Below are 19606 nucleotides of genomic sequence, written 5' to 3' on the forward strand. Positions count from 1 at the left end.
TCAGGTCGGGCCGACGCCCCACTGGGCGGGCACCAGCTCGTAGCCCGCGCCGGCCCTGGCGATATGGCCGACCGCCGGGAAGGGCGCGTGGTAGAAGGCGACCGGCAGCCGCTCGGCGGCCGCCATCTCCAGCATGCGGTGGCGGGTGGCCCGGGCCTGGTCGGCGTCCATGTCGAAGACGGCGGACCAGTCGGGGTTGCGCACGAACAGGGCCGGGTGGTTGGTCACGTCCGACATCACCGCGAGCCGGCTGTCGCCCGAATGCAGCACGAAGGACGTGTGGCCGGGCGTGTGCCCCCGCGCGTCGACCGCCGTGAGGCCGGGCAGCACCTCCTTGCCCCAGGCGTAGCGCTCGACCCGGATGTCCTTCGGCTCGAACACCTTCTGCACCACCGCCAGGGTCGGCTTGAGTGCCTCGGGCGGGTTCGCGCGGCGATCCTCGTGCAGCCAGAAGCCGGCCTCGGGCTCCGGCACCAGCACCTGCGCGTTCGGGTAGGTGAGGCTGCCGTCCTGGCGGCGCAGGCCGATGATGTGGTCGGGGTGGAAGTGGCTGATCACCACCGCGTCGATCTGCGCGGGCTGCAGGCCGAGCGCCGCGAGCCCCCGCAGCAGGCCGCCGGTGGAGGGCGGGCCGGCATCGCCGAAGCCGGTGTCGATCAGCACCCGCTTGCCGCCGAGGTCGAGGAGGAGCGGCGTGAAGGTGATGGGCAGCTGGTCCTTGGGCAGGAAGGCCCGCTCCAGGGCAGCCTGCACCCCCTCGAGGGGAGCGTTGCGCACGAAGGACGCGTCGATCGGCCGGGCGACCCCGCCCTCGTGGAGGGCCGTGACCGACGCCTCGCCGATCCCGTAGCGGTAGATCCCGGGGAGAGCCTTCGGGCTGGGCGGAGCCTCGGGCGCCCCCGCGGCGGCCCCGCTCCCGGGTCCGGCGGCGCTGGCGGCCGCGGCGGGACCGGCGGCGAGGAGGGTGCGGCGGGTCATCGACATGGCTCTCCATCCCGGATGCGGTGGACCCGCCCGGCAGCTAAGGCGCGACCGGCCCCCGTCAAGCGCATCACCGGTTGGCGCGGGCGAGGGCCGCGTGGAGGAGGAGGTTGACGCCCGGCAGCGTCGCATCGAGGTCGACGTCCTCGGCCTCGTTGTGGGTGATGCCGCCCTTGCAGGGCGTGAAGATCATGCAGGCGGGCGCCACCCGGGCGACGTGGTAGGCGTCGTGGCCGGCCTGCGAGCGCAGGTCGAGGGTCGGAATGGCGAGGCGCTGCGCCGTCTCGCGCAGCAGGGCGATCAGCCCGGGGTCGAAGCCGAAGACCCCGAAGCCCCACTCCTCGGCGATTCGGATCCCGGTGCGCGAGCGTTCCGCGCAGTCGGGGAGGGCGGCCCGCAGCGCCGCCTTCATGACCTCCAGCCGCTCGACCTCCGGGGCGCGCATGTCGACGAAGAGCTCGGCGTATTCCGAGAGCGTGCCGGGCAGGTTCGGCACCAGGTCGAGGCGGGCGGCCGTCGCCTTGCCGTCCGCCTCCGCGTGCGCCCAGCCGATGTCGTTGACCGCCACCGCTACCATGGCGGCGCCGATCAGCGCGTTGTGGCGCTCGGCCATCGGGGTCGGGCCCGTATGGGCGGTCTCGCCCTCGACGGCGATGCGCATCCCGCAGCTCGGGTAGCCGCCGGTCACGATGCCGACCGGCACGCCCGCCCGGTCGAGGGCCGGCGCCTGCTCGATGTGGAGCTCGAAATAGGCGTCGATCGCCCGCCCGCCGACCGGCTCGGGGCCGCGATAGCCGATCCCCGCCAGCGCATCCCCGAAGCGGAGGCCGTCGCGGTCGACGCGCCCCTCCACCCATTCGGGCGTCTGCTGGCCGGACCAGGCGAGGGAGCAGAGCATCGGCGGGGAGAAGCGCGCGCCCTCCTCGTTCGTCCAGTTCACGACCTCGATGCTGCGCTTCGTCGCGACGCCGAGGTCGTCGAGGGTGCGCAACACCTCGAGCCCGGCGAGCACGCCCAGGATGCCGTCGAAGCGCCCGCCGGCCCATTGCGTGTCGAGGTGGCTGCCGATCAGCACCGGCGGCAGGTCCGGCTCGGTGCCGGGGCGGCGCAGAAACATGCTGCCGAGCCGGTCGACCGCGAGGCCGTAGCCCTCCGCCTGCGCCCAGGCCTTGAGCTGATCGCGCATCACCCGGTCGGGCTCGGTGAGGGTGAGGCGCCGCAGGCCCCCGCGCGGCCCGGTGCCGATCCCGGCCGAGACCATCAGCGTCTCCCAGAGCCGGGAGCCGTTCACCGAGAGATTCGTCGCCATGCCGCCTCGCCCATCGTCGTGGTCGCCGCGAGCATGCGAGGGGCGTGCCGGAGTCGCAAGCGCGGCGCGCACCCTACCGCGCCAGGAAGGCCGGCACCCGCTTCAGCGCGTCGGCCCGCGCCGCCGGGTCCGTGCCCACATGGGCGATGCCGTCGTGGTTGACCGTGTAGGCGAGGCCGCGCCGCTCCCGCAGCGCGAGGTCGGGATGGTCGAAATCGTGGTACGCGCCCGGATAGACGACGATGTCGGCGGGTTCGCCCCGCGCCCGGGCCTCCCCGGCCAGGGTCTCGCACGGTCCCGGACCGGTCCAGTCGTCGGCGCCGCCCACCAGGATCAGCAGCGGAAGCCCACCGCGCCAGCCGCGCTCCTGCGGGGACCGGCATCCCGGGTAGAAGGCGACCGCCTTCGCGAAGGGCGGACCGTCATCCTGGGCCGCGGCGCCGGCGCGGGCGGCGTAGAGCACGGTCGAGCCGCCATTCGACCAGCCGAGCAGGGAGACGGCGCGCGTCGACACGTCGGGCCGGCCCTGCAGGTAGGCCTTGGCCGCGTAGGCGTCGCGCACGCGCTCGCGCCCCGGCCGGACCTCCCGCGCCGTCACCCCGCATTGCGGCCCGAGGCCGCGCGAGCCGAAACTGTCGGGGAACAGGACCAGGTAGCCGAGAGCGGCGAGCCGCTCGCCCCAATCGGCGTGGCGGGGGTTGAGCCCGCCCGAGCGGTCGGTGAGCCCGCCGCAGCCATGCAGGGCCACCACGGCCGGGAAGGGGCCGGACCCGGCCGGCCGGTAGAGCTCTCCGCGGAGCGTGACGCCGTCCGGTCCCGGGAACGCAACGGCCGTCGGTTCGGCCCGCGCGGCCGTGGCGGCGAGCGCGCCGAGGACGAGGAGCAGGCTGCGCAGCGGTCTCATCGCGTCCTCCGGGCGGGGATTCGGCTCTTTCCCTTCGGGGAGCATGAACCGTGCCTCGCCGGGGCTCAAATCCGGTGCCGCACGGACCTGTGGACGACGGAGCGCGGTCGCATGCTGTGCAGGTTCCGAGACTTTCGGAGTGTCAGGACCGGCGCGCACCCTCTACCTCGGGTGCTCGCATTGAAATGGCGGAGATCGGCACACAGGCATCCGGCTGAAACAAAAACCAATCCCTGGACCTCAAGAATTATTCGACCTTACACCCCCGAGGCCATCAATGAATAATATATAAATTACCTCGCTATTTTGCTTAATTTTCGGCGATATACCAGAAAATTAATCTATTATTCAATTTCCTCAAGCCACGCGATATCACAGCCGAGAGCCCGGGCGAGCTTGCTCTTCGTCTCCGCACTTGCGCGTTTCGTCCCACGCTCGATCTCGTCCAGTTCGATCGCGGCAAGGCCACTCGCATCGCGCAGCTGCTGCTCGCTCAGGCCGACATGGTCGCGGATCGCTGCAACCGGCGAGATGCCATCGAGCGTGGCGTCGACCAGCCAGTCGGGCAGCAGCACCGCCCGGCCGGCCGCCTTGTCGGCCCTGTGCCGGTCGAGGATCCGGGCCGTGATGCGATCCTCGGCCTCCTCGTCGGCGAGCCGCGCGCGCAGCGAGTCGGACTCGGCGCGCAGGGCCTCGTAATCCTGTCGGGGAACCACGACGAACTCCTCGCCATTCTCGGCCGTGATGAACTGGATCGCCATGCGGTGTCATCCTCACGCATAAATGTCGCGCCGGTGACCGAGCGCAACGACTTCGATCGCATCGTCCGACTCTTCGAAGATCACCCGATAGTCCCCGCTGCGTAGACGCCGGCCGGTCCGACCCGCGAGCGCTTTCACGTCCCCGGCACCCGTCTCGGCGTAGCGCCGCAGCTTGGCGCGAAGCTGGTCGCGCACGCTCTCCGGCAGCTTCGCGAGGCTCCTGCGGGCGGCCGGCGTGTAGCCGATCGTCTTCCTAGCGGCCCGTCATCGGGCCTGCCGCACAGCCGCGGCTCTCGACCGAACTTTCGACAGACCCCGCTCATCACGTCATCTCACATCAAGACGCGCGTCCTACCGCCCCAGCAACCTCTCCCGCGCCGCCGCGTATTCCCGCTTCAGCCGCACGATCACCTCGCCGGCCGGCGACACGTCGCCGATCGTGCCAACCCCCTGGCCCGCCCCCCAGATGTCGCGCCAGGCCTTGGTGCGGCCGGAGCCGAAATCCATCCGGGTCTTGTCGGCATGCGGCAGCGCCTCGGGGTCGAGGCCGGCCGCCGCGATGCTGGGCTTGAGGTAGTTGCCGGGCACGCCGGTGAAGTAGGGGGTGTAGACCACGTCCGCCGCGCTCGCGCCGACGATCATGTCCTTGTAGGCCGGCGCCGCATTCGCCTCCGCGGTGGCGATGAAGCGCGTGCCCATATAGGCGAGGTCGGCCCCCATCGCCTGGGCGGCCAGGATCGCCGCGCCGGTCGTGATGGCGCCCGAGAGGATCAGCGGCCCGTCGTAGAACCGGCGCACCTCGCCGACGAGGGCGAAGGGACTGAGGGCGCCGGCATGCCCCCCGGCCCCGGCGCAGACCAGGATCAGCCCGTCCACCCCGGCCTCCAGGGCCTTCTCGGCGTGGCGCAGGGTCGTCACGTCGTGGAAGACGAGGCCGCCCCAGCCATGCACCGCCGCGACGACCGCGTCCGGCGCGCGCAGGGAGGTGATGATGATCGGCACCCGGTGCCGGGCGCAGACCTCCAGATCGTGCTCCAGGCGGTCGTTCGAGGCGTGGACGATCTGGTTCACCGCGTAGGGCGCCACGATCCGGCCGGGATCGGCCTCCCGCGCCGCCGCGAGTGCCCCCTCGATCTGCGTCAGCCACGCGTCCAGGGCCTCCTTGGGCCGGGCATTGAGCGCCGGGAAGGAGCCGACGATGCCCCCCAGGCACTGCGCGATCACGAGGTCCGGCCCCGAGACGATGAACATCGGGGAGGCCACCACCGGCAGGGCCAGGGCGCCGGCGAGGCGGTCGGGAAGTGCCATCGGGACGGTTCCGGAGCGTGATCGGTCAGGCTTCGCACCCGGGCGGGGCGCGGTCAATCGACCGGTGACGCTGCCGGCCGGGGCGGGCTAGAACCGCCGGACAGCCCTCAGACAGGAAGCCCCCCGTGCCCGATTCCTCCCCCCGCCCCGAGACGGTCGGCCTGTGCGCGGAGCGCCTGGAGCGCATCGACGGCTGGATGCGCCGCTACGTCGAGGCCGGCAGGCTCGCCGGTCTCTCGGTCACGGTGGCGCGGCGCGGGGAGGTGGCCTTCTCGCGGGCGCACGGCCTCTGCGACCTCGCGCGCAACCGCCCGATGCGCGAGGACACCATCGTGCGCATCTACTCGATGACGAAGCCGCTCACCTCGGTGGCGGTGATGATGCTCTACGAGGAGGGGCGCTTCCAGCTCGACGATCCGGTCACGCGCTTCCTGCCGGAATTCCGCGACATGCGGGTGCTCACCGGCGGCAGCCGCCGGACGTGGGAGAGCGTGCCAGCCGAGCGCGACATCACCATCCGCGACCTCCTCACCCACACCTCGGGGCTCAGCTACGGCTTCATGGAATCGACCCTGGTCGACGCGATGTACCGGGACGGGGGCGTCGACTTCCAGACCGCGGAGACCTCGCTCGCCGACGTGGTGGCGAAGGCCGCCGCGCTGCCGCTCCTGTCCCAGCCCGGGGCCGAGTGGAACTACTCGATCGGCACGGACGTCCTCGGCCACCTCGTGGCGGTGGTGTCGGGGCAGCCCTTCGACGCCTTCCTGCGCGATCGGATCATCCGCCCGCTCGGCATGGTCGACACGGATTTCCACGTGCCGGCGGAGAAGCTCGCCCGCTTCGCCTCGAACTACGCCTACGGCGAGGGCGGGCGCCTGACCCTCATCGACGACGCGCTGGAGGGCCGCTACGCGCGGCCGCGGATCGTGCCCTCGGGCGGGGGCGGGCTCGTCTCGACGGCGGCCGACTACGCGCGGTTCTGCCGCTTCATCCTGAACCGGGGCGAACTCGACGGGGTGCGGCTCCTCGGCCGCAAGGCGGTCGACCTGATGACCACCAACCACCTGCGCGGCGACCTCGCCGATATGGGCCAGCCGCGCTTCTCGGAATCGAGCTACAGCGGGATCGGCTTCGGGCTCGGCTTCTCGGTGATGCTCGACCCGGCCAAGGCGCAGATCCTCGGCACGCCGGGCGAGGTCGCCTGGGGCGGCGCCGCCTCGACGGCCTTCTGGATCGACCCGGCCGAGGAGATGTTCGTGATCCTGCTCACGCAGCTCATGCCCTCCTCGGCGCTGCCGATCCGGCGCGAGCTGCGCGTGCTGACCTACGCGGCGCTGATCGATCAGGCGGGACTGACCGCCCGGCGGTAGAGGTGCCAGGTGGCGTGGCCGAGCACCGGCAGCACCACGGCGAGGCCGACGAAGAGGCCCGCCATGCCGAGCACGAGGAGCGCCGCCACGATCAGCCCCCACAGGACCATGGTGCGCGGGTTCTCGCGCATCAGGGCCATGGAGGTCTCGATGGCAGTGCCCGCGTCGGTGTCGCGGTCGACGAGGAGCGGGATCGATACGGCACTGACCGCGAGCGCCAGGAGCGAGAAGGCCGCTCCCGCGAGGTTGCCGACGAGGATCAGCGCCCAGCCCCGCGGGGTGGTGAGTACGTCGGAGACAAAGGCGCCGACGGTCTCGAAGCGCGTCCCGTCATAGAGGGCGTGGTAGAGCCCCATCGCGACCGCGAGCCAGGCGAGGAAGATCGCCGCCAGGACGAGCCCGACCGCCAGGATCGCCCGCGGGGAGCGGCGGGTGAGGGGCGCGTAGGCCTGCAGCCAGTCGCTGGGTTCGCCGCGTTCCCGCCGCCGGCTGATTTCGTAGAGGCCGATCGCCGCGAAGGGCCCGAGCAGCGCGAAGCCCGAGGCGAGGGGGAAGAGCAGCGGCAGCAGGTCGCTCTCGAAGGTCGCCGCGGCGATGATCGCCCCGGCGATCGGGTAGATCATCACGATGAACAGGATGTGGGTCGGGTTGTCGAGGAAGTCGGCCCAGCCCTTGGCGAGGGCCACCCGCAGGTCGGCCGCGTCGATCCGGTGCACGGCGGGGCCGTGCGTGGCGTAGCCGGGCAGGAACGCTGAAGACACCGTCATCGCAAGTCCTCCGCACAGGAGCTGCGCGCGACGGCCGACGGCCGGGATCGGAGTGCTGGTCGTCAGGGCATCGTGCGCGCCGAGATTGGTCCGTCACGGGGCCGGACCCGGGATGGGCCGGATCCCCGGAGCCTAATCCCGCGGGCGGGTCGGGACCAAGGGGGGTGCGCGGAGGCGGGTGGCAGGCGCGGCGATCACGTTGTCTCGATCACCCGCCCGCCGCCGACCCTCCCCCCTCTGCGGGCACGGTTGTCCGGGGAAAATGTGAGGCGCTTCTCCGCTCTCCCGAGTGGGCTAGCGTGTTCACACTTCGCCTATTGGCGTGAAAAAGCCTTTCTTTCGCAGTCGCTTAAACCGAACCGAGGAGACCCGCGGGATCCCCTCTCCCGTGCGGGAGAGGGGTAGGGGTGAGGGTCCCGGACCGTGCCGTCATCAAGCGAAGACGGTCGTGCTGGCAGCGGGACACGTCAGAATTCTTGCTGAACCACCTGGACCCTCACCCCTGCCCCTCTCCCGCACGGGAGAGGGGTTCCCCGCGCCACACCTGGGAACCGTCGTATGTAGATGTAAACCTCTGCTCCGTTTGCACTTTTCGCGTTCTGTGAATCCGCCAGCCCACTCGGGAGAGGGGCCGGGGGATCGAAGATCCCGCGTGAGGGTGGCTCGGGTTCAGCAAGATGACTGGACCGTGCCGCTAGCAGCTCAACGGTTCAGTCTGCTTGCTGAAACGTCTACCCCTCTCCCACTCGGGAGAGGGGATCCCGCGCGATCCGGAATGGCGTCAGTGTTGTTCAACTGGCGCTTCTTCAGGATTAAAGCACATCGGAAAGGGCGTGCGATTGTCCCTGACAGCCCAGCCGCGCGGGGGAGGGCACGCCCGCCGCCCTCAGCTCCAGGCGTGGAAGGGCGGCTTCACCCCGTTCAAGGCGTGGTTGCCGACGATCGCCACCTTCCAGCGCACCGGATCGTGCAGCGTGTGGGTGCGGGCGTTGCGCCAATGGCGGTCGAGGTTGTGCTCGGCGAGGGTCGAGCGGGTGCCGCCGAGTTCGAACAGGGTGTTCGTCGCCGCGAGCGCCACCTCGGTCGTCAGCACCTTCGCCTCCGCGGTGGCGAGCTGGGCCGCCGCCACGCTCTCCGCGTCCGGCGCCGCCACCGCGGCGTCGATCGCGAGGCCCGCCCGGTCGAGGAGGGCTTCGGCCGCGTGCAGGCGGATGGTCAGGTCGCCCACCGCCCGGATCGTGTAGGGATCGTCCGCGGCGCGCTCCTGGCCGCTGTCGATCCAGGGCCGCGCCTTCTCCCGCACGAAGGCCACCGTCTCGTCCAGGGCCTCGCGGGCGATGCCGGCATCCACCGCCGCCTGGATGATCTGGAAGATCGCCCCATCGGCGCTCGGCCGCTCGTAGCCCCGCCAGGCCGGCACGAGGTGGCTCTTCTCCACGCGCACGTCCTCGATCAGCACCGTGCCGCTCGCGGTGCCCCGCTGCCCGAAGCTCGACCAGTCGTCGATCACGGTCAGCCCGGGCGCGTCGCGGTCCGCGATCGCGTACCAGGCCCGGTCCTGGTCATCGAGGGCGACGATCGGCACGCGGTGGGCGAGGAGCGCGCCCGTCGCGTAGAATTTCTGCCCCCGCACCACGACGTGGTCGCCCCGATCGGTGAAGCGGGTGGCGAACTCGGCCGCGCGCTTGGTGCCCCGCTCCGAGAAGGCGTTCCCGAAGCGGGTGCCGCGCAGCACCTCGCCGAAGAGCAGCGCCTGCTGGTCGGGATCCGAGACGGTGCGGATCGCCGCCACGATGCCGAGGTGGTTCTGGGCGATCTGGCCGATCGCGGGATCGGCCGCCGAGATCAGCGCGATGACCCGGGCGAGCGTCCGGTAGGACACCTCGGGCCCGCCATACTGGCGCGGCACGTTGATCGACCACAGGCCGCTCTGCGAGAAGGCGTCGAGTTCGTCGAGCGGGCGCAGGCTCGCCCGGTCGCGCTCCGAGGCGCCGGGGCGGAACCGCGCGGCCAGGGCCTCGGCGACCCGGAGCGCCTCCGCGTCGTCCGCGATGACGTGGGCGGGCGCGGACGGCCGGGGCGGGCCCTTCACGGCGCGGGCGCGGGCGGTGTCGAGGTCCGACGGGTTCACGGCGATCGTCATGGCATCCTCCCTCAGGCCGCGACGGCGCGCCGGGCGCGGGCGGCTTCGAGGGCCCGCACCCGCGGCACGACCTGCTCGCCGAAGGCCTTCACCTCCTCCTGGAAGTGCAGGAAGCCCAGCAGCACGAGATCGACCCCAACCTCCTTCAGGGCGACGATGCGCTCGGCGACCTGGTCGGGCGTGCCGATCAGGTTGGTGCGGAAGCCGTCGTTGTACTGGACGAGGTCCTCGAAGCTGGACTTGGCCCAGTTGCCCTCGCGCTCGGGCGAGGCCTGGCCGGCATTCTTCACCTCATGGCCGAAGGCGTTCACGGCCTCCGGATCGGCGTGGTCGATGATCTCCTGCAGGACGGCCCTCGCCTCCGCCTCCGTCTCGCGGACGATCGCGAAGGCGTTGACGCCGATCCTGACCCGATGGCCCTCGGCGGCGGCCTTCTGGCGGATATCCGCGACCTGCCGGGCGATGCCGTCCGGCGTGTTGCCGTTCGTGAAGTACCAGTCGGAGACCCGGGCCGCCATGTCGCGGGCCGCCCGCGAGGAGCCGCCCTGGAAGATCTCGGGCTGGGGATCGGCGGGCTTCGGCTTCAGCGTGTAGTTCGTGTAGCGGTAGAAATCGCCCCGGAAGGTGAAGTTGTCCTGGGTCCAGATGCCCCGCAGGGCGCGGATGAATTCCTCCGAGCGGCGGTAGCGCTCGTCGTGGTCGAGCCAGGGCTCGCCGATCGCCGCGAACTCGCCGCGGAACCAGCCGCTCACCACGTTGACGGCGATGCGCCCGCCCGTGAGCTGGCTGATCGTGGCCAGCTGCTTGGCGGCCAGCGTCGGGTTCCAGGGCCCCGGCAGCAGGGCCGCGATCACCTTGAGGCGGGAGGTCGCCGCGAGCAGCGCGTGGCTGAAGGCGACCGATTCGTGCTGGTACTCGGCCCCGTAGCCCGCCGTGAAGCGGATCTGCGTGAGGGCGTAGTCAAACCCGGCCGCCTCCGCGAGCTGGGCGAGGCGCCGGTTGTAGTCGATGTCCCAGCCCGTGCGCTGCGGGATCTTGCTGATCACCAGGCCGCCGGACACGTTCGGAACCCAGTAGGCGAAGCGGACCGGCGCGTCGGCGGCGCCGGGATCGGTGGCATGCGTCATCGGTCGCTGACCTGCGGTTCGGGGCGGCGGGCCGGACGGCCTGCGCGCCGGGGAGAGATCGGTGCTGACGGTGAGGCGCCGGGCGGGGGCGGACCGCGCCGGGACCACGCGGCTGCGCGGGCCATGCCGCGCATTCCGCTGGGACAAGCCTCCCCCAGCCGCACGGCCGGCGTCAAAGGAAACGACGTGCTTTTTTCGGGCCTCCCGGGGATCATCCTGTTGCGCCCGGCGGGATCGGGGAGAAGAAGCCGCCTTCGCCTCCCCGAAAGGTCGAATCCTGCACCGGACCGTTCGGTAAAGAGAACGAGGTGGAATCCGGCCGCGCCCGCGAACCCGGCGGTCCGCCACGGCCCGGAGATCGTGGGATCCTCGGTTGAGGGACGGACTTGCGAGAATTTTATTCCATCGAATTCGGCAGTACGGGCAGGATCAACTCCAAACCATCGTTCTTTTAAAGGGACATTTCATTGACCCCGGCCGGGTTCTGGCGGAGCATCGGCGTCCGTTCACGACCTTCGTCTCCGGGTGGGCGGCCCGGGGCGCGAACCGCCCCCTCACCAGCGGAACCTCCTGATGACGCGACCGAAACTCATCGGCTTCAGCGCCAACCTGCAGCGCCCCTCGAAGACCCGCGCCCTCGTCGAGGCGATCGCCGAGGAGACGGCGGCCCGCCTGCCCGTCGAGATCCGGCTCTACGACGTGGTCGATGCCGGGCCCGCACTCGGCGCCGCGTGGTCGCGCGACCAGCTCTCGCTGCCGGCCCGCCGGATCGTCGAGGAGATCGAGGCCGCCGACGCGCTGATCGTCGGCTCCCCGGTCTACAAGGGCGCCTATACGGGCCTGTTCAAGCACGTCTTCGACTTCGTCGATCCGGCGGCGCTGGCGAACAAGCCGGTCGCCATCGCGGCGACCGGGGGCGGGCCGCGTCACGCGCTCGTCGTCGAACATTCCTTCCGGCCGCTCTTCGGCTTCTTTTCGGCGCTCGCCGTCCCCACCGCCGTCTACGCCTCGGACCCGGATTTCCGGGACGGCGCCCTGGTCGAACCGGCGATCCGTGCGCGGGTGGGCGACGCGGCGGCGCAACTCGCGGCGCTCCTCGCTCACGGCGCCGCCGCCGCGCAGGGACCGGCCGCCCGGGCCGCCGGGGCCTCCCGGTGATCGTCCGACGCGCCGCTCCCGTCCCGGCCCTGTCCCCGCCCAAAGCCCCAGGCCCCGCATGACGCAGCCCCGCACGCTCCTCGCCCGCACCTCCGCCCGATTCGCGCCCTGGCTGCTCCCGGCCCTGATCGTGGCCGGCTGGCAGGCGGCGAGTTCGCTCGGCCTCGTCTCGACCCGGTTCATGCCGGCGCCCTTCGACGTCGTCGCGGCGGGCTGGCGTCTCGGTGCCACGGGCGAGCTCTGGACCAACCTCTGGGTGAGCTTCCTGCGCGCGGCGAGCGGCTTCCTGGTCGGGGGCGGCATCGGCTTCGCGCTCGGCCTCGCCAACGGGCTGTCGCGGCTCTCCGACCGACTCACCGACACCACCGTGCAGATGATCCGCAACGTGCCCCACCTGTCGCTGATCCCGCTGGTCATCCTGTGGTTCGGGATCGGCGAGGAGGCGAAGCTGTTCCTGGTGGCGCTCGGCGTCTTCTTCCCGATCTACGCCAACACGCTGCACGGGATCCGCTCGGTCGATCCGCAGCTGATCGAGATGGGCCGGGTCTACGGCCTCTCGCCCGTCAGCCTGTTCCTGCGGGTCGTGCTGCCCGGCGCGCTGCCGTCGATCTTCGTGGGCCTGCGCTACGCCCTCGGCATCATGTGGCTGACGCTGATCGTCGCCGAGACGATCTCGGCCTCCTCGGGGCTCGGCTACATGGCGATGCAGGCCCGCGAGTTCATGCTGGTCGACGTCGTGGTGCTGGCGATCCTGATCTACGCGGTGCTCGGCAAGGTCGCGGACCTGCTGACGCGCCAGCTCGAACGGCTCTGCCTGTCCTGGAACCCGGCCTACCGGGCCGCCTGATCCGCCCCCCACGCGACGAGCGCCCATGACCGCCACCGCCCTGCGCCGCTTCGACGAGGCCGCCCTCTCGCCGGCGAATCCGCGATTTCCCGCCGACCCGCGCCCGTCCGCCACGGGCCTCGGCCTCCGCCTGTCGGGTCTCGCCAAGTCCTTCGACGGGCGGCCGGTCCTGCACGGACTCGACCTCACGATCCCGGCCGGCCAGTTCGTCGCCGTGGTCGGCCGCTCGGGCTGCGGCAAGAGCACGCTGCTGCGCCTCGTGCTCGGGCTGGAGGCGCCGAGCGCCGGGGAGGTCGCCTTGACCGCGCCCGGACGGGAGGCCCGCCCTCCGCGCCGGATCATGTTCCAGGAGCCGCGCCTGCTGCCCTGGGCGCGGGTGGTCGACAACGTCGCCGTGGGCCTCGGCGAGGAGGGCAGCCGGGCCGAGCGCCGGGACCGCGCCGCGGCCGCCCTCGCCGAGGTCGGGCTGGCGGACAAGGCCGGCGCGTGGCCCGCGACCCTGTCGGGCGGCCAGCGGCAGCGGGTGGCGCTGGCGCGGGCGCTCGTCAGCCGGCCGGGGCTCCTCGCCCTCGACGAGCCCCTGGGCGCCCTCGACGCGCTCACCCGCATCGGCATGCAGGATCTCATCGAGCGGATCTGGCGCCAGCAGGGTTTCACGGCCCTGCTCGTCACCCACGACGTGGCGGAGGCGGTGGCGCTCGCGGACCGGATCCTGGTGGTGGAGGAGGGCCGCGTCGCCCTCGACCTCGCCGTGGAGGTGCCGCGCCCGCGGCGGCGGGGCGATCCGGCCCTCGCGTCCCTGGAGGGGCGGATCCTGGAGCACCTGCTCGGGGAAGGGCAGGGGGCCTAAGTCGGGATCCGCTTGATCGAAGCGGGTGCCGTCTCAGTCGGGCACCGGCGCAGCCGACCCTGGCGAAGGAGACCAGGAGACACCCGCTTCGTGACGGGCTCCCCCTTTTCCAGACGCGATCAGCGTCAGCGGAAGGAGATTCGGGAACCAGCGCACGACATTGCGAAGCGTCCGCTTTGCAGCACCTTTGCTGAAAGCAGTCGCTTCGCGGAGTCCTGCGCCGGATTCCGGATCGCATTCCGCTGACGCTGCATGCGCCCGGAACAGGGAGGTGGTACCCAGTTCGCGACCTGACGCCCATGCGAACCGGTTTCTGTCAGGCGGCGTCAGCCCCGGTCCCGGCGGATGGGCGCGGATCCCGTCCCGCCCGCCGGAGGCGGGGCGGTCGGGGCGGGCGCGACCCCGGTGCCGTGGCGGCCCGGCGTGGCGGGCTCGCCGCGATGGTCGCTGCCATCCCGGATGCCGACGGCCTCCTCGCGCTCGAGCGGGTTGATCGGCTTGCGGGTCTCGGTCATGCGCGTCTCCTCAGGCTCGTGCCGCCGGGGACAAGCCCGCGCGGGTGCCGGAGTTCGGCGCGACGCCATCGTGCCGCGGGGCCTCGCGCCCGAAGGCCCAGACCGGGACGCCCCGCCCGCGCCCCGGCTTCAGCCGGTACGAGGTCCAGACGTGCTTCCTGAGGTGGAAGGCGTTGATCGCGTGGACGGGGTAGGAGCAGGGCATCAGCACCCCGCACCAGTCGCCCCGGATGGTGCCGGCCTCGGGATGCACCCCGAACAGCGTGAGCGTGTCCCAGCCGAGCCGGTCGGCCTCCGCGCCGAACTCGTCCACGAAGCGGCGGGCATGGGCCAGGGTCGTGGCCCATTCCTCGTCCCGGAAACCCGGGCAGGGGAGGCGGTGGGGCGAGAGCGAGGCCAGCCCCTCCAGCCAAGCGGGCGGAGCGGTCCGGCGGCGAGGGAGAGCGAGAGCGGCACCCATGGTCCCGGTCTAGCCGGGAGGGCTGGTGCGAGGCTTGCCGCGGCGCCCGGCCTCAGCGGGGTGGGATCAGGCACCGCGCTACCGCGTCGGCGCTGTCCTCCGGACGGGTGTTGAAGGCGATCGCGGCCCCGGGCGCGCTCCTGCGGATCGCCGCGACGATGGCCTCGAACACCGCGACGTGGCGGGACCATTGGCGGATCCCGGCGCCGATCACGACGCAGTCGTAGGCGGCGGCCCCGAGACGGCGCGCGACCGCCTCCGCCGCCGCGGCGTCGGGCCGGACGAGGCAGTGATCCGCCTCCCAGCCGCGCTCACGCAGTTGCGCGACGGCGAGCGCGATACCGGCGCGGATCTTGGCGGCGTCGAGCCCGGGGGACAGCGCCGGATCCGAGAAATCGACGATGTCGGGATCGTACCCGACCAGCAGAACCCGCATGACACCCTCCTGGCGGCCGAGGCAGGATGCGCTCCCCCGGACCGATCGCAATCCCCCGCCGCGCCGCGGGCGGCCCGGTCAGCCGCGGCCCGGATCCTCCGAGAGCCGCCGCCGCTCATCCACGATCGCGGCCTCGATCGCCTCCAGGTCCCGCTGGATCAGGCCGAGCCGTCCGAGCGGCATGTCGGTGTAGCCGGCCTGCATGATCAGGCGGCAGAGCCGGCGGCGATGATTGAGCAGCCGATCGCGGGCGGCCTCGGCCTCCCGCAGAAAGCGTTCCCCGGACACTGGCTCCGACACTCCCCCGCCTGCCGCCGCGCGGCATCGCCCCGGACGGGCCCGCTGTCCCAGAACGCGAGAGGCGGCGCCGGGTGCGACCTCGGCCGCGGGGAGCATCGGTGCCATGCGCCCGCGCGCCTCGGCCGCGAGGGATTCCGGCGCACCGACATTCGACGCGGAACTTCAGTAATCGAAGGCAGTTCCTGTCTCGCTCGATCATCCGGGGGGAGGTCCTCATGAGCCTTGGAACGATTATCCTCATTATTCTCATCTTGGCTCTGCTCGGCGTCCTGCCGCTCGGGCTGCCGTACAATCGGGGCTGGGGCTACGCCCCGGGCGGGGGCGTGGGCCTGCTCCTGGTGATCGTCATCATCCTCGTCGTCATGGGACGGATTTAGGAGGGCGCGATGGACGAGAAGCGCGTGACCGGTGAGGTCAACAAGGTTGCGGGTCAGGTCCAGGGTGCGGTCGGGGACCTCACCGGGGACGCGAAGACCCGCGCGGAAGGGGCGCTGCGGGAGGCGCGCGGCACCGCCGAGTCCCTGGTGGGGCAGGCGAAGGATGCGGCGAGCCGGCTGGCCGATCAGGCCGGCGGCCTCGCGCAGGAGGCGCTCCGACAGGGCCGCGAGCGGATCCCGCCCGCCGACGACGTCTACCGGAGGAGCAACGAGGCCGTCAGGCCCTACACCGAGGCCGCGCCCCTCGGGGCCCTGCTGGGCGCCGTCGCGGTGGGCTACCTGCTCGGCTACCTGATCCACAGCCGATCGTGAGGCGGGCCGGGCCGGAGCCGCCCGCGACGAGCGGCGCGGCCCGGCCTCGGGCTCAGCGGTTCCGGCGCCAGTCCCCGCACAACGGGGTCGGCGGCGGACGCATCATGGCGAAGACGATCCGATCGACCATCTGAGGCATGCGACTGCCTGTCCGGCCGTCGACGCGATCCGTCCCACACGCCCACGTCCGGCGCTGTTCCGTTCCGACCGCGCGGCCGGCGACGACCCGTGGCGGGTCCGGACGCGCAGCCCTCCCGCCCCAGTCCCGCGCGTGGAGACGCCCGCCCATCGGCGATGGATCCCTTTACGGCGTCAATCGCGGCAAGATCGAACCCGGCGAGGGCTAGAGCCGCGAAGAGGGGTCGGTTTATATCAACTGGTTTATTCAGGGGCTCGATTGCATGTCGGCCCAGACTCGGCCTGCGGTGACACTTCTTGACTGCCATGGTGACGTCTGATTGGATAGGAGAGCCGGCGAGGTTCTCGGTCGGACAATACATGTCTAAGGTTGTGGCGACCCGATGCGCCACTCTCTTGGGAGGTCACGATGCGGTCAGCGTCGGTTGGCGTTGCCAACATGCATTGTCGCCCGTCGGGAGCCCCTGAGTACTGGGACGTCACGTTCGCTCTGTTTGGTGAGGATGTCAGCGGCCGTCTCGTCGTTCCCGTCCCGTACGGCGTCTACGGCGGGGAGAACATCCTGAGAGTCGCCCGCAATCGCCTGAGGATCTTCTCGGGCGCTCTCGCCGACGTCACGGCCGCTTACGCGCTGACGGAGGACCAGATTCAGCGGTTGCGCAAGGATTATCAGCCGGATCCGCTCCTGCGATAGACCGTCCCGCCGACAACGGTCGGCGGTGAGGAGCGCGCGGGTTCCTGTCGCAAACTTGGATGGGCCGCCGTTCACGGGTCGTTAGCCATACCTGCCCAGCTTGCCGCCTCCGTCTCGGAGCCGGCCCATGATCCTCAACGCTCTCGCTCTCAAGCTGAAAAGAGAGGCCGAAGGCGACTTCCGGCGCCGGCACTCCGAGACCACCCTGATCGTGCAGGCGGTTTCCTGGTACCTGCGCTACGCCCTCAGCGACCGCGACATTGAGGAGATGCTCCTGGAGAGGGGCATGGAGGTCGACCACCCCACCATCAACCGCTGGGTCCTCGCCTACGCGCCCGCCATCGAGCGGCGCCTGCGCCGGTTCCGCAAGCCGCACTGCGGCTCCGTGCGCGTGGATGAGACCTACCTCCGGGTTCGGGGTCGGTGGCGCGACCTGTACCGGGCCATCGACAAGCACGGTGAGGCGATCGACTTCCTGCTCACGGCCAACCGCGATCTCGATGCCGCCAAGCGCTTCTTCCGCAAAATGCTCTCGGCCGAGCCACTCCTCGCGCCGGACCGCATCGGCATCGACGGCGCTGGCCCGTACCCGCCCGCGATTGCCGAGAGCCGCAAGGAGGGCCTGCTGCCGCGCCCGCCCATCCACTACGCCACCAAGCACCTGCAGCAAGGGATCGAGAGCGACCACTTCCGGGTGAAACGGGCGATGCCGCGGGTGGGCGGGCTCCGCTCCTTGCACACGGCTCGGCGCACCATCCAGGGCTTCGAGGCCATGCAGTGGCGACGCAAGGGCTTCGGGTTCGCGGGTGCCTGGTCAGTGCGGGAGCAGAAACGACTGCTCGCCTGCTGCTTTGGCCTGCCCGCTGCGAACAAAGCATGAAAGTGGGATGGCAGACGTCCTTCTGCGGCCTACAGCCGGGTTTGCGACACGCCCATCGCGCCGGCCAGACCATAGGAAATGATTCCGAAAGCAACGTGGTTTAGCGCTCGGTCGTGAGATCCACCAGACCCAGGATCGGCGAATGCGCTCTGAGGATCACATTCACGAGCAGGAGCGGCTTGCGTCGCTCGATCGCTACGACATCCTCGATACGCCCTCCGAGGAGGCTTTCGACCGCATCACGCGCCTGACGAGGCGCATGTTCGATGTGCCAATGTCGACGATCACTCTCATTGACGGGCACCGCCAATGGTTCAAGTCACGGCAGGGCCTCGCCGCTTGTGAGACATCGAAGGAGCCGGCGCTCTGCAACTTCGCCGTCCGCGAGGCTCGCCCGCTCGTAGTGCCGGACACGCTGGCTGACGCGCGCTTCGCCGCCAATCCATTCGTCCTGGGCGAGCCGCATATCCGGTTCTACGCGGGCGTTCCCCTGCGCACCCCCGAGGGGCACAGCATCGGGACGCTCTGCGCGATGGACACTCAACCGCGTAGCTTCCCGGCTGAGCATCTGGACACGCTTGCCGATCTCGCGCGCATCGTCATGAGCGAGATGGAACTGCGGCTCCTTGCCATGACGGACGGGCTGACCGGTGCCCTGTCCCGCCGTGCTTTCCGGGACGAGTTCTCCCGCGCCCTAGCGCTGGCGGTGCGGTATCGGCACGACCTCAGCTGCATGATGTTCGACCTCGACCGCTTCAAGGCCGTGAACGATCAGCACGGCCACGCCGTCGGTGACCGGGTGCTGGCCGCCGCTGCTGATGCCTGCCGTCAGGAGCTGCGCAAGTCCGATGCGTTCGGCCGCGTCGGAGGAGAGGAGTTCGCGGTTCTGCTGCCGCACACGGGTTTGCTGTCCGCAATGAAGGTGGCTGAGAAGCTGCGCTCGGCCATCGCGCAGCGGCTGATCCCGACTGCCCGCGACTCGATCAAGGTCACGGCGAGCTTCGGCGTGGCCGCACTCGACGCGAGCGTGGGTGATATCGATGCGCTCTTGCAGAGGGCGGATTCGGCGCTCTATGCCGCCAAACAGGACGGCCGCAACCGGTGCATGGAATGGCTGCCGGTCGAAACTGTCCGGCAAAGTGTCCGACGCCGGGTGCTTAAAGCCGGCCGGGTTTCGTTCAACAGCGGCCGCTCGTCGATTGACTGTACGGTGCGTAGCTTGTCCGAAGAGGGCGCCGGGCTGAAGATCGCCAGCACCGCCGGGGTCCCTGAGACGTTTAAGCTCATGATAGAAGCCGACAACTTTTCGCGGCTTTGTCAGATTGTGAGTAAGGCGGATCAGCAGATTGAAGTGGCATTCGTGTAATCTGCAAATCGGCCTGCATAGCCGAACTCGTTCACAAAGCGGCGGCAGTTGTCCAGGGTCGTCGCCCAATCCTCAGGCCGGAAGCCGGGGCAGGGCGCTTGGCCGGGCGACAGGCTGGCGAGGCTGCGGGACCAATCGAGGACGGAAGGGGAGGGCGAATCGGCAGCGCTCATGCCTAAGGGCATCGCACGGGCGCCACGGGCGAGAGCCGACGGATGGGGGCTGATTCCGGATATCGGGTATGCGCCTGCGGAGGAACGAACCGAGTCCTCGTCGCGGCAAATTCTGCAAAACGATTTGCAAAAACGAGGTCGGGGCGTTGACCTCAGTTCAGGCATCCATCCCGGAAAACCCTCGGTTTTCAGGATGGTGCGGCCGAGAGGACTCGAACCTCCACTGGTTGCCCAACTAGCACCTCAAGCTAGCGCGTCTACCAATTCCGCCACGGCCGCGGAGTGCTTCCTCGTCGGCCTGGCCGGCGGGGTGGGGCTGAAACCCGTCTGAAGCGGCGCCGCTGATAGCAGATCGAATCCGGGGTCACAA

The 19606-nt window shown here is 70.8% G+C and carries 22 protein-coding genes and 1 tRNA gene; 9 read left to right on the forward strand and 14 right to left on the reverse strand.

Features of this window, described 5'->3' with window-relative positions:
• The 6 genes from ACW9J6_RS13565 to ACW9J6_RS13590 all read right to left on the reverse strand — a co-directional run bounded on the left by ACW9J6_RS13565 (position 1) and on the right by ACW9J6_RS13590 (position 5263).
• A complete protein-coding gene (locus tag ACW9J6_RS13565) occupies positions 1-984 on the reverse strand; it encodes an MBL fold metallo-hydrolase (protein WP_457117006.1) in 984 nt (327 codons plus the stop codon).
• A 67-nt stretch (positions 985-1051) separates the two neighbouring features.
• Entirely contained in the window at positions 1052-2290 is a 1239-nt protein-coding gene (locus ACW9J6_RS13570) for a Zn-dependent hydrolase (protein ID WP_457117007.1), read from the reverse strand.
• Positions 2291-2363: 73 nt separating this feature from the next.
• On the reverse strand, positions 2364-3194 hold the full coding sequence (locus ACW9J6_RS13575; RefSeq protein WP_457117008.1) for a dienelactone hydrolase family protein: 831 nt from the start codon (positions 3192-3194) through the stop codon (positions 2364-2366).
• Positions 3195-3538: 344 nt separating this feature from the next.
• Positions 3539-3955, reverse strand: coding sequence for a helix-turn-helix domain-containing protein (locus ACW9J6_RS13580; protein ID WP_457117009.1), 417 nt, complete (start codon positions 3953-3955; stop codon positions 3539-3541).
• A 12-nt stretch (positions 3956-3967) separates the two neighbouring features.
• Positions 3968-4201 (reverse strand): type II toxin-antitoxin system RelE family toxin, encoded by a 234-nt coding sequence (locus ACW9J6_RS13585; protein WP_457117197.1) that lies wholly within the window; start codon positions 4199-4201, stop codon positions 3968-3970.
• A gap of 105 nt (positions 4202-4306) precedes the next feature.
• Positions 4307-5263, reverse strand: a complete 957-nt coding sequence (locus ACW9J6_RS13590) for an NAD(P)H-dependent flavin oxidoreductase (protein ID WP_457117010.1) — start codon at positions 5261-5263, stop codon at positions 4307-4309.
• A 125-nt stretch (positions 5264-5388) separates the two neighbouring features.
• On the opposite strand from ACW9J6_RS13590, the gene ACW9J6_RS13595 reads away from it, so the two are divergent.
• Entirely contained in the window at positions 5389-6633 is a 1245-nt protein-coding gene (locus tag ACW9J6_RS13595) for a serine hydrolase domain-containing protein (RefSeq protein WP_457117011.1), read from the forward strand.
• Here ACW9J6_RS13595 and ACW9J6_RS13600 read toward each other — a convergent pair.
• From ACW9J6_RS13600 to sfnG, 3 genes are all read right to left on the reverse strand, one after another.
• Positions 6606-7400 carry a DUF2189 domain-containing protein gene (locus ACW9J6_RS13600; protein ID WP_457117012.1) on the reverse strand — a complete coding sequence of 265 codons (795 nt, stop codon included), beginning with the start codon at positions 7398-7400 and terminating at the stop codon, positions 6606-6608. The genes ACW9J6_RS13595 and ACW9J6_RS13600 overlap by 28 nt on opposite strands.
• Before the next feature lie 886 nt (positions 7401-8286).
• Positions 8287-9543 carry an SfnB family sulfur acquisition oxidoreductase gene (locus ACW9J6_RS13605; protein ID WP_457117013.1) on the reverse strand — a complete coding sequence of 419 codons (1257 nt, stop codon included), beginning with the start codon at positions 9541-9543 and terminating at the stop codon, positions 8287-8289.
• Positions 9544-9554: 11 nt separating this feature from the next.
• On the reverse strand, positions 9555-10670 hold the full coding sequence (sfnG, locus tag ACW9J6_RS13610) for a dimethylsulfone monooxygenase SfnG (RefSeq protein ID WP_457117014.1): 1116 nt from the start codon (positions 10668-10670) through the stop codon (positions 9555-9557).
• Positions 10671-11243: 573 nt separating this feature from the next.
• Between sfnG and msuE the strand changes: the two genes are divergently transcribed.
• From msuE to ACW9J6_RS13625, 3 genes are read left to right on the forward strand one after another with little or no spacing between them, the layout of a single operon-like run.
• Complete coding sequence (gene msuE, locus ACW9J6_RS13615) at positions 11244-11828, forward strand: FMN reductase (RefSeq protein ID WP_457117015.1); 585 nt, start codon at positions 11244-11246, stop codon at positions 11826-11828.
• A gap of 58 nt (positions 11829-11886) precedes the next feature.
• The gene (gene ssuC / locus ACW9J6_RS13620) at positions 11887-12675 is read left to right on the forward strand and encodes an aliphatic sulfonate ABC transporter permease SsuC (RefSeq protein WP_457117016.1); all 789 of its coding nucleotides are present in this window, start codon (positions 11887-11889) and stop codon (positions 12673-12675) included.
• Positions 12676-12700: 25 nt separating this feature from the next.
• Entirely contained in the window at positions 12701-13525 is an 825-nt protein-coding gene (locus tag ACW9J6_RS13625) for an ATP-binding cassette domain-containing protein (RefSeq protein ID WP_457117017.1), read from the forward strand.
• A gap of 326 nt (positions 13526-13851) precedes the next feature.
• Here ACW9J6_RS13625 and ACW9J6_RS13630 read toward each other — a convergent pair whose 3' ends face one another.
• The 4 genes from ACW9J6_RS13630 to ACW9J6_RS13645 form a co-directional block, all read right to left on the reverse strand.
• Entirely contained in the window at positions 13852-14040 is a 189-nt protein-coding gene (locus ACW9J6_RS13630) for a hypothetical protein (protein ID WP_457117018.1), read from the reverse strand.
• Positions 14041-14050: 10 nt separating this feature from the next.
• The gene (locus ACW9J6_RS13635) at positions 14051-14500 is read right to left on the reverse strand and encodes a hypothetical protein (RefSeq protein ID WP_457117019.1); all 450 of its coding nucleotides are present in this window, start codon (positions 14498-14500) and stop codon (positions 14051-14053) included.
• 52 nt (positions 14501-14552) lie between these two features.
• The gene (locus ACW9J6_RS13640; RefSeq protein ID WP_457117020.1) at positions 14553-14936 is read right to left on the reverse strand and encodes a hypothetical protein; all 384 of its coding nucleotides are present in this window, start codon (positions 14934-14936) and stop codon (positions 14553-14555) included.
• Positions 14937-15014: 78 nt separating this feature from the next.
• Entirely contained in the window at positions 15015-15224 is a 210-nt protein-coding gene (locus ACW9J6_RS13645) for a hypothetical protein (protein WP_457117021.1), read from the reverse strand.
• 227 nt (positions 15225-15451) lie between these two features.
• Here ACW9J6_RS13645 and ACW9J6_RS13650 point away from each other — a divergent pair, with 227 nt between their 5' ends.
• The 5 genes from ACW9J6_RS13650 (at position 15452) to ACW9J6_RS13670 (ending at position 19063) form a co-directional block, all read left to right on the forward strand.
• Positions 15452-15613, forward strand: a complete 162-nt coding sequence (locus ACW9J6_RS13650) for a DUF3309 family protein (RefSeq protein ID WP_457117022.1) — start codon at positions 15452-15454, stop codon at positions 15611-15613.
• A gap of 9 nt (positions 15614-15622) precedes the next feature.
• Positions 15623-15985, forward strand: coding sequence for a CsbD family protein (locus ACW9J6_RS13655; protein WP_457117023.1), 363 nt, complete (start codon positions 15623-15625; stop codon positions 15983-15985).
• Positions 15986-16532: 547 nt separating this feature from the next.
• Positions 16533-16817 (forward strand): hypothetical protein, encoded by a 285-nt coding sequence (locus tag ACW9J6_RS13660; RefSeq protein WP_457117024.1) that lies wholly within the window; start codon positions 16533-16535, stop codon positions 16815-16817.
• 127 nt (positions 16818-16944) lie between these two features.
• Positions 16945-17697 carry an IS6 family transposase gene (locus tag ACW9J6_RS13665; RefSeq protein ID WP_457117025.1) on the forward strand — a complete coding sequence of 251 codons (753 nt, stop codon included), beginning with the start codon at positions 16945-16947 and terminating at the stop codon, positions 17695-17697.
• A gap of 142 nt (positions 17698-17839) precedes the next feature.
• A complete protein-coding gene (locus ACW9J6_RS13670; RefSeq protein ID WP_457117026.1) occupies positions 17840-19063 on the forward strand; it encodes a GGDEF domain-containing protein in 1224 nt (407 codons plus the stop codon).
• Between the two features lie 367 nt (positions 19064-19430).
• On the opposite strand, the gene ACW9J6_RS13675 is transcribed toward ACW9J6_RS13670, so the two are convergent.
• Positions 19431-19515 (reverse strand) — tRNA-Leu (locus ACW9J6_RS13675).
• Between the last annotated feature and the right edge of the window lie 91 nt (positions 19516-19606).

The sequence above is a fragment of the Methylobacterium sp. JK268 genome, assembly GCF_054052225.1.

Bases quoted from the DNA above. Each gene is read 5' to 3' on its own strand.
- ACW9J6_RS13565 (WP_457117006.1), bottom strand. From the start codon at position 984: ATGTCGATGACCCGCCGCACCCTCCTCGCCGCCGGTCCCGCCGCGGCC.
- ACW9J6_RS13570 (WP_457117007.1), bottom strand. From the start codon at position 2,290: ATGGCGACGAATCTCTCGGTGAACGGCTCCCGGCTCTGGGAGACGCTG.
- ACW9J6_RS13575 (WP_457117008.1), bottom strand. From the start codon at position 3,194: ATGAGACCGCTGCGCAGCCTGCTCCTCGTCCTCGGCGCGCTCGCCGCC.
- ACW9J6_RS13580 (WP_457117009.1), bottom strand. From the start codon at position 3,955: ATGGCGATCCAGTTCATCACGGCCGAGAATGGCGAGGAGTTCGTCGTG.
- ACW9J6_RS13590 (WP_457117010.1), bottom strand. From the start codon at position 5,263: ATGGCACTTCCCGACCGCCTCGCCGGCGCCCTGGCCCTGCCGGTGGTG.
- ACW9J6_RS13600 (WP_457117012.1), bottom strand. From the start codon at position 7,400: ATGACGGTGTCTTCAGCGTTCCTGCCCGGCTACGCCACGCACGGCCCC.
- ACW9J6_RS13605 (WP_457117013.1), bottom strand. From the start codon at position 9,543: ATGACGATCGCCGTGAACCCGTCGGACCTCGACACCGCCCGCGCCCGC.
- sfnG (WP_457117014.1), bottom strand. From the start codon at position 10,670: ATGACGCATGCCACCGATCCCGGCGCCGCCGACGCGCCGGTCCGCTTC.
- msuE (WP_457117015.1), top strand. From the start codon at position 11,244: ATGACGCGACCGAAACTCATCGGCTTCAGCGCCAACCTGCAGCGCCCC.
- ssuC (WP_457117016.1), top strand. From the start codon at position 11,887: ATGACGCAGCCCCGCACGCTCCTCGCCCGCACCTCCGCCCGATTCGCG.
- ACW9J6_RS13625 (WP_457117017.1), top strand. From the start codon at position 12,701: ATGACCGCCACCGCCCTGCGCCGCTTCGACGAGGCCGCCCTCTCGCCG.
- ACW9J6_RS13630 (WP_457117018.1), bottom strand. From the start codon at position 14,040: ATGACCGAGACCCGCAAGCCGATCAACCCGCTCGAGCGCGAGGAGGCC.
- ACW9J6_RS13635 (WP_457117019.1), bottom strand. From the start codon at position 14,500: ATGGGTGCCGCTCTCGCTCTCCCTCGCCGCCGGACCGCTCCGCCCGCT.
- ACW9J6_RS13640 (WP_457117020.1), bottom strand. From the start codon at position 14,936: ATGCGGGTTCTGCTGGTCGGGTACGATCCCGACATCGTCGATTTCTCG.
- ACW9J6_RS13650 (WP_457117022.1), top strand. From the start codon at position 15,452: ATGAGCCTTGGAACGATTATCCTCATTATTCTCATCTTGGCTCTGCTC.
- ACW9J6_RS13655 (WP_457117023.1), top strand. From the start codon at position 15,623: ATGGACGAGAAGCGCGTGACCGGTGAGGTCAACAAGGTTGCGGGTCAG.
- ACW9J6_RS13660 (WP_457117024.1), top strand. From the start codon at position 16,533: ATGCGGTCAGCGTCGGTTGGCGTTGCCAACATGCATTGTCGCCCGTCG.
- ACW9J6_RS13665 (WP_457117025.1), top strand. From the start codon at position 16,945: ATGATCCTCAACGCTCTCGCTCTCAAGCTGAAAAGAGAGGCCGAAGGC.
- ACW9J6_RS13670 (WP_457117026.1), top strand. From the start codon at position 17,840: ATGCGCTCTGAGGATCACATTCACGAGCAGGAGCGGCTTGCGTCGCTC.